Here is a 267-nt window from a genome sequence, read left to right on the forward strand (position 1 = left end):
CCTGTTCAATGAGTGTTCCGTGTACTCGGAGATGATCAGCACCACGGATCAAGCACCTCGAGTCATGCACAGCGCCATTCAAAACGCGATCGGCCTGGGGGGAGTCGCCGTCGTGACCCTTCCCGGTGACATTGCCGGACTGGAGGCAACCGCGCCCACCCCGCTGCCCGCGACCTTCCGGCCTGCCAGCTTGGTGCCGGACGCGGCTAGCGTCCAGGAGTTGGCGGATGCCATTAACGACGCCGGCAAGGTCGCCATTTTCGCCGG

The 267-nt window shown here is 64.4% G+C and carries 1 pseudogene; it reads left to right on the forward strand.

The features are described 5' to 3' along the window. Positions 1–267, forward strand: a pseudogene (locus SB679_RS24615) (ubiquinone-dependent pyruvate dehydrogenase); the annotation flags it as partial.

It is taken from the genome of Chryseobacterium sp. SIMBA_029 (assembly GCF_046535275.1).
Lineage (GTDB): Bacteria > Bacteroidota > Bacteroidia > Flavobacteriales > Weeksellaceae > Chryseobacterium.